2 protein-coding genes and 3 rRNA genes are annotated in these 7,709 nt (G+C 44.3%); 4 read left to right on the top strand and 1 reads right to left on the bottom strand.

Translation table 11 applies throughout. The features are described from left to right. Positions 1–44: 44 nt before the first annotated feature. The 3 genes from BN1865_RS03510 to rrf all read left to right on the top strand — a co-directional run bounded on the left by BN1865_RS03510 (position 45) and on the right by rrf (position 4,897). Positions 45–1,568 (top strand): 16S ribosomal RNA (locus BN1865_RS03510). 231 nt (positions 1,569–1,799) lie between these two features. Then, positions 1,800–4,711 (top strand): 23S ribosomal RNA (locus tag BN1865_RS03505). Positions 4,712–4,788: 77 nt separating this feature from the next. Then, positions 4,789–4,897, top strand: a 5S ribosomal RNA gene (gene rrf, locus BN1865_RS03500). The 16S, 23S and 5S rRNA genes sit together here, the layout of an rRNA operon. Positions 4,898–5,093: 196 nt before the next feature. Here rrf and nagB read toward each other — a convergent pair. Next, entirely contained in the window at positions 5,094–5,828 is a 735-nt protein-coding gene (nagB, locus tag BN1865_RS03495; RefSeq protein WP_050635873.1) for a glucosamine-6-phosphate deaminase, read from the bottom strand. Positions 5,829–5,996: 168 nt separating this feature from the next. Here nagB and ptsP point away from each other — a divergent pair, with 168 nt between their 5' ends. Beyond that, complete coding sequence (gene ptsP / locus BN1865_RS03490; protein ID WP_445082202.1) at positions 5,997–7,703, top strand: phosphoenolpyruvate--protein phosphotransferase; 1,707 nt, start codon at positions 5,997–5,999, stop codon at positions 7,701–7,703. Positions 7,704–7,709 lie beyond the last annotated feature (6 nt).

Genomic DNA, 7,709 nt, shown 5'->3' with positions numbered 1-7,709 from the left:
GAAACAAAGAGAGTCAAGAGAACAAGAAATTGTTTAGGAGATAGACAATGGAGAGTTTGATCCTGGCTCAGGATGAACGCTGGCGGCGTGCCTAATACATGCAAGTCGAACGCACTGATTAATCAGTGAGTGGCGAACGGGTGAGTAATACATAAGTAACCTGGCCTTGTGAGGGGGATAACTGCTGGAAACGGCAGCTAAGACCGCATAGGCAGAGGGGTCGCATGACCTCACTGTTAAATATCCCACGGGATAGCAGAAGGATGGACTTATGGCGCATTAGCTAGTTGGTGAGGTAGAGGCTCACCAAGGCGACGATGCGTAGCCGACCTGAGAGGGTGGACGGCCACACTGGGACTGAGACACGGCCCAGACTCCTACGGGAGGCAGCAGTAGGGAATTTTCGGCAATGGGCGAAAGCCTGACCGAGCAACGCCGCGTGAGGGAGGAAGTACTTCGGTATGTAAACCTCTGTTATAAAGGAAGAACGGCATATGTAGGGAATGACATATGAGTGACGGTACTTTATGAGGAAGCCACGGCTAACTACGTGCCAGCAGCCGCGGTAATACGTAGGTGGCGAGCGTTATCCGGAATCATTGGGCGTAAAGAGGGAGCAGGCGGCAATAGAGGTCTGCGGTGAAAGCCCGAAGCTAAACTTCGGTAAGCCGTGGAAACCAAATAGCTAGAGAGCAGCAGAGGATCGTGGAATTCCATGTGTAGCGGTGAAATGCGTAGATATATGGAGGAACACCAGTGGCGAAGGCGACGATCTGGGCTGCAACTGACGCTCAGTCCCGAAAGCGTGGGGAGCAAATAGGATTAGATACCCTAGTAGTCCACGCCGTAAACGATGAGTACTAAGTGTTGGGGGTCAGACCTCAGTGCTGCAGTTAACGCAATAAGTACTCCGCCTGAGTAGTACGTTCGCAAGAATGAAACTCAAAGGAATTGACGGGGGCCCGCACAAGCGGTGGAGCATGTGGTTTAATTCGAAGCAACGCGAAGAACCTTACCAGGTCTTGACATACCGATAAAAGCCTCAGAGATGAGGAAATAGCTATATCGGATACAGGTGGTGCATGGTTGTCGTCAGCTCGTGTCGTGAGATGTTGGGTTAAGTCCCGCAACGAGCGCAACCCCTGTTGCCAGTTACCATCATTAAGTTGGGGACTCTGGCGAGACTGCCTCTGCAAGGAGGAGGAAGGCGGGGATGACGTCAAATCATCATGCCCCTTATGACCTGGGCTACACACGTGCTACAATGGACGGATCAGAGGGAAGCGAGACCGCGAGGTGGAGCGAAACCCATAAACCCGTTCTCAGTTCGGACTGCAGTCTGCAACTCGACTGCACGAAGCTGGAATCGCTAGTAATCGCGAATCAGAATGTCGCGGTGAATACGTTCTCGGGCCTTGTACACACCGCCCGTCACACCATGAGAGTTGGTAACACCCGAAGCCGGTGGCCTAACCGCAAGGAAGGAGCTGTCTAAGGTGGGACTGATGATTGGGGTGAAGTCGTAACAAGGTATCCCTACGGGAACGTGGGGATGGATCACCTCCTTTCTAGGGAGAAGAGAAGACGTGGAGATCTGTTTAGTTTTGAATGTGCGTTGCGTGCATTCAAGGCAGGAACATTGAAAACTGAATAGCAAACTAGCAAAAACTTTTTACAACAGAAAAGAAGATAGATGAAGAAGAAACGAGATCAGGAAAGAGATTGAAGGTCGATTCATCTAGTTGCAAAAAACTAAGATAAACAAAAGAGAAAACAAGAAAAAGAACTTGAACACTTTAGGTTAAGCAAGAAAGAGCGTATGGCGGATGCCTAGGCACTAGGAGGCGAAGAAGGACGCAGCAAACGGCGAAACGCGGCGGCGAGCAGTAAGCAGGCTAAGACCCGCTGATGTCCGAATGGGGGAACCCGGCACATCGAGAGGTGTGTCATCATGCATTGAATATATAGATGCATGAGGCAAGACGCAGGGAACTGAAACATCTCAGTACCTGCAGGAGAAGAAAGTAAGAACGATTCCGTAAGTAGCGGCGAGCGAAAGCGGAGGAGCCCAAACCATCATAGCGATGGGGTTATAGGGGTGTCAGCAAAGTTGAGCGAGCATGATAGGAGAAGCGCAGGGGAAGGCGCAGCGAAGAGGGTGAAACTCCCGTATCCGAAATTGTGGGAGTGAGACGAGACAGACCCTGAGTACGTCGGGGCACGTGGAATCCTGACGGAATTATCGAGGACCATCTCGAAAGGCTAAATACTCCCTAGTGACCGATAGTGAACCAGTACCGTGAGGGAAAGGTGAAAAGAACCCCGGGAGGGGAGTGAAAGAGAACCTGAAACCATATGCTTACAAGAAGTCAGAGCCCGTTAAAGGGTGATGGCGTGCCTTTTGTAGAATGAGCCGGCGAGTTATGATATGGAGCGAGGTTAAGCAGGAGATGCGGAGCCGAAGCGAAAGCGAGTCTGAAAAGGGCGGAAGTTGCATGTCATAGACCCGAAACCGAGTGATCTAGCCATGATCAGGTTGAAGTTGGGGTAAAACCCGATGGAGGACCGAACCGACCCCCGTTGAAACGTTGGCGGATGAATTGTGGCTAGGGGTGAAATTCCAAACGAACTCGGAGATAGCTGGTTCTCCCCGAAATAGCTTTAGGGCTAGCGTCGCAGGAAGTGTCATGAAGGTAGAGCACTGAATATGTGATGGCCTCATCCCGAGGTACTGAGCATAATCAAACTCCGAATGTCATGAAGACATATGCGGCAGTCAGACTGCGGGTGATAAGGTCCGTAGTCAAGAGGGAAACAGCCCAGACCATCAGCTAAGGTCCCAAAATATATGCTAAGTGGAAAAGGATGTGGAGATGTCCAGACAACTAGGAGGTTGGCTCAGAAGCAGCCATCCTTTAAAGAGTGCGTAACAGCTCACTAGTCGAATGACTCTGCGCCGAAAATTTACCGGGGCTAAGCATAATACCGAAGCTATGGATTTATACGAAGTATAAGTGGTAGGGGAGCGTTCCTGACAGCGAGGAAGCATGATCGCAAGGACATGTGGAGCGTCAGGAAGAGAGAATGCCGGTGTGAGTAGCGGAACGTGGGTGAGAATCCCACGCACCGAAAACCCAAGGTTTCCAGAGGAAGGTTCGTCCGCTCTGGGTAAGTCGGGGCCTAAGGCGAGGCCGAGAGGCGTAGTCGATGGATAACGGGTGGAGATTCCCGTACCTGGCGAAGAGGCAATGGAGTGACGGAGAAGGCTAGGCGATCCAGCTGCTGGAATAGCTGGTGCAAGCGAGGTAGGGGACATCCAGGCAAATCCGGATGTTGAAACCCGAAGGCGTGAAGCGTATGGAACATTACGATAAGTACAGAAGTCGCCAAAGCAAGCTTCCAAGAAAAGCTTCTAGCAATAAACTCTTTGTCAGCCCGTACCGAAAATGGACACACATGGGTGAGGAGAGAATCCTAAGGTGAGCGAGAGAACTATAGCTAAGGAACTCTGCAAAATGACTCCGTAACTTCGGGATAAGGAGTGCTCAGTGAAAGCTGAGCCGCAGTAAAACGGCCCAAGCGACTGTTTACCAAAAACACAGCTCTCTGCCAAGACGCAAGTCGAAGTATAGGGGGTGACGCCTGCCCGGTGCTGGAAGGTTAAGAGGAGTTGTCATCCGCAAGGAGAAGCAATGAATTGAAGCCCCAGTAAACGGCGGCCGTAACTATAACGGTCCTAAGGTAGCGAAATTCCTTGTCAGGTAAGTTCTGACCCGCACGAAAGGCGTAACGATTTGGGCGCTGTCTCAGCTGTAGACTCGGTGAAGTCTTAGTACCTGTGAAGATGCAGGTTACCCGCGACTAGACGGAAAGACCCCATGGAGCTTTACTGTAGCTTGATATTGGATCTTGATGCATGATGTACAGGATAGGTAGGAGACTGAGAGACGGATACGCCAGTATTCGAGGAGTCGCCGTTGGGATACTACCCTTGATGCATTGAGGTTCTAACCGGACATCGTGAAGCCGATGACGGGACAGTGTCAGGTGGGCAGTTTGACTGGGGCGGTCGCCTCCCAAAGAGTAACGGAGGCGCCCAAAGATACCCTCAGCATGGATGGAAACCATGCGCAGAGTGCAAAGGCAAAAGGGTGTTTGACTGCGAGACCAACAAGTCGAGCAGGGACGAAAGTCGGGCTTAGTGATCCGGCGGTGCCGAATGGAAGGGCCGTCGCTCAACGGATAAAAGCTACCCTGGGGATAACAGGCTGATCTCCCCCAAGAGTTCACATCGACGGGGAGGTTTGGCACCTCGATGTCGGCTCATCGCATCCTGGAGCTGAAGTCGGTTCCAAGGGTTGGGCTGTTCGCCCATTAAAGCGGTACGCGAGCTGGGTTCAGAACGTCGTGAGACAGTTCGGTCCCTATCTGTCGTGGGCGTAGGAAGTTTGAGGAGAGCTGCCCTCAGTACGAGAGGACCGGGGTGGACAGACCAATGGTGCACCAGTTGTCACGCCAGTGGCACAGCTGGGTAGCTAAGTCTGGAAGGGATAAACGCTGAAGGCATCTAAGTGTGAAGCCCCCTCCAAGATGAGACTTCCCATTCAAAGCGAAGTAAGACCCCTCTAAGACGAAGAGGTAGATAGGTCATAGGTGCAAGCATAGCGATATGCTGAGCTGAATGATACTAATCGGTCGAGGGCTTAGCCTAGAAGAAGGGTTCAAGGAGAAAGAAGCTAGAGAGCTGTTCAGTTTTGAGTGCTCGTGCATTCAGGAGAAGGAAAGAGATCCGGTGGCGATAGGGTGATGGAGACACCTGTACCCATACCGAACACAGAAGTTAAGCATCACAGCGGCGAAGATAGTGCGCAAGTGCGACAATAGCAGGCTGCCGGTTCAATCCGGGAGGGACGTCAGTCTCTCCCTTTTTTCTTTGCAGAAATGTGGATAACTAAAAAAACTATGACCTCATGATCATAGTTTTCATATATTATATTGATGATTTCATTTTCAAATACTCTTTTGAAACTTATTGAAAATGAAATAAACTAAAAAAGCTATAATCATATGTATTATAGCTTTTAAAATTGATTTTATTTTTTTGTAAGTAATTGTGCAGCAGCTTCATCAGCAATAATAATACAATCAGGATGATCTTGAAGTGCACTCGCTGGAATATCAGTTGTTTTAGGACCCTCAACAGTTCCATAAATAGCTTTTGCTTTTCCTTCACCACATGCAATTAATAAGACTTTTTTTGCTTGCATGATATTTGCAATTCCCATACTTACTGCTTGAGTAGGTACATCTTCAATTTTTCCATTAAAGAATAAACGAGCATTATCTTCAATTGTAGATTGTTTTAAATCAACTTTATGAGTAACTGAATCAAAAGATGTTCCAGGTTCATTAAATCCAATATGACCATTAGAACCAATTCCTAATAATTGAATATCAATTGGATTTTCTTCTAATAATTTGTTATAAGCATCACATTCTTCATCAATATTACCTTTTCCTTTAGGTACATGAACATTATTCATATCAATATCTAATTCATCGAATAAGTTATGGCACATAAAGTAATGGTAACTTTGTGGATGAGATTGATCTAATCCAAAATATTCGTCTAAGTTGAATGATTTGATATCTTTATAAGAAGTCCCGTTTTTCTTATGATCTTCTCTCATCAATTCATACATTCTAATTGGCGTAGAACCAGTTGCTAAACCTAAATTTGCTTTTGGGTTGTTTTTTACAACGTCTAGCATAATTTCACAAGCTTTTTGACTTGCTTCTTCATAATCTTTTACAATAATAACTTTCATTTGTGTCCCTCCTATATCTATGTTCATTATATACTAAAGATAGACGAAATAAAAGATTAATTTTCAAATTGTGAAAATTTTATTTTTTAGCAAATATCTCAACTAACTCTTTATTTCATGGCTAAAATGAGGTAAAATAAACCTATATGGAGGTAGGTCAAAATGACAATGATAAAAGGTATTGCGGCATCTAATGGTATCGCTATTGCAAAAGCATACAAATTAGTTATGCCAGATTTAACAGTTGAAAAAGTGACTGTTGAAGATGTAGAAAACGAGATTAAAACTTATGGAGATGCGATGGAGCGCACTGCAAAAGAATTGGAATCAATTAAAGAAGCAGCTTCTCAAAATCTTTCTGCTGAAGAAGCAGCAGTTTTTGATGCACATGCTCTTGTGCTATCTGACCCAGAATTAAAAACACAAGTTGAAGATAAGATTAGAAATGAAAAATGTAATGCGGCTGCTGCATTAGATGAAGTTGCAGCAATGTTTATTTCAATGTTTGAATCAATGGGTGATGAATATTTTAGAGAAAGAGCTGCTGATATTAAGGATGTATCTCGTCGTTTATTAGCTAATTTATTAGGAAAACCATTGCCTAACCCAGCATTAATTGATGAAGAAGTTGTAATTATCGCTGATGATTTAACACCTTCTGATACAGCTCAATTAAATAAAAATTTAGTTAGAGGATTTGCAACAAATATTGGAGGTAGAACTTCACATTCAGCTATTATGGCAAGAAGCTTAGAAATCCCAGCAGTAGTTGCATGTAAAACAATTACAGAAGAAGTTAAAGATGGTGATATGATTGCTTTAGATGGTATTGAAGGTGTAGTAATGATTAATCCTGATGAAGCAACAATTAAAGAATATGTTACAAAACGTGATGAGTATAAAGCTTATCGTGAAGAATTAAAGAAAATGGTTAATGAAAAAACTGTTTCTACAGATGGACATCATGTAGAATTAGTAGCTAATATTGGATCACCTAAAGACCTTGAAGGTGTTAAAGAAAATGGTGGAGAAGGTGTAGGATTATTTAGAACTGAGTTCTTATATATGGAATCTGCTGAATTACCAAGTGAAGATAAACAATATGAAGTTTATAAAGAAATTTTAGAAGGTATGGCTGGTAAACCAGTTGTTGTGAGAACTTTAGATATTGGTGGAGATAAGGAAATTGAAGCAATTGATTTACCTAAAGAAATGAATCCATTCTTAGGTGTCCGTGCAATACGTTTATGTTTCCAAAGAGAAGATATCTTTAGAACTCAATTAAGAGCATTACTTAGAGCTTCTGTACATGGTGATTTAAGAATTATGTTCCCAATGATTGCTGCTTTAAGTGAATTTAGAAAAGCAAAAGGAATTTTATTAGAAGAAAAAGAAAAATTGATTGCTGAAGGAATTGCTGTATCTGATAGTATTCAAGTTGGTATTATGATTGAAATCCCTGCTGCTGCTGTTTTAGCAGATCAATTTGCTAAGGAAGTTGATTTCTTCTCAATTGGAACAAATGATTTAATTCAATATACATTTGCTGCTGATAGAATGTCTTCAGGAGTTTCATACTTATATCAACCATTTAATCCATCTATTTTAAGATTGGTTAAACATGTAATTGATTCTGCACATAAAGAAGGAAAATGGGCTGGTATGTGTGGTGAAATGGCTGGTGAACCATTAGCTGCTCCATTATTATTAGGATTAGGACTTGATGAGTTCTCAATGTCTGCTACATCAATTTTAGCTCAAAGAAAGTTCATTAGAAGTCTTTCTCAAGCTGAAATGGCTGAATTAGCTAATAAAGCTATTAACTGTGGAACAATGGAAGAAGTTGTTGCTTTAGTTGAAGCTGCTACAAAATAAACATAA

The sequence above is a fragment of the Candidatus Stoquefichus sp. SB1 genome (genome assembly GCF_001244545.1).
Classification (GTDB): Bacteria; Bacillota_I; Bacilli_A; order Erysipelotrichales; family Coprobacillaceae; genus Stoquefichus.
Note: the sequence above shows the minus strand (reverse complement) of the source record. Positions and strands in the feature narration are given on the sequence as shown.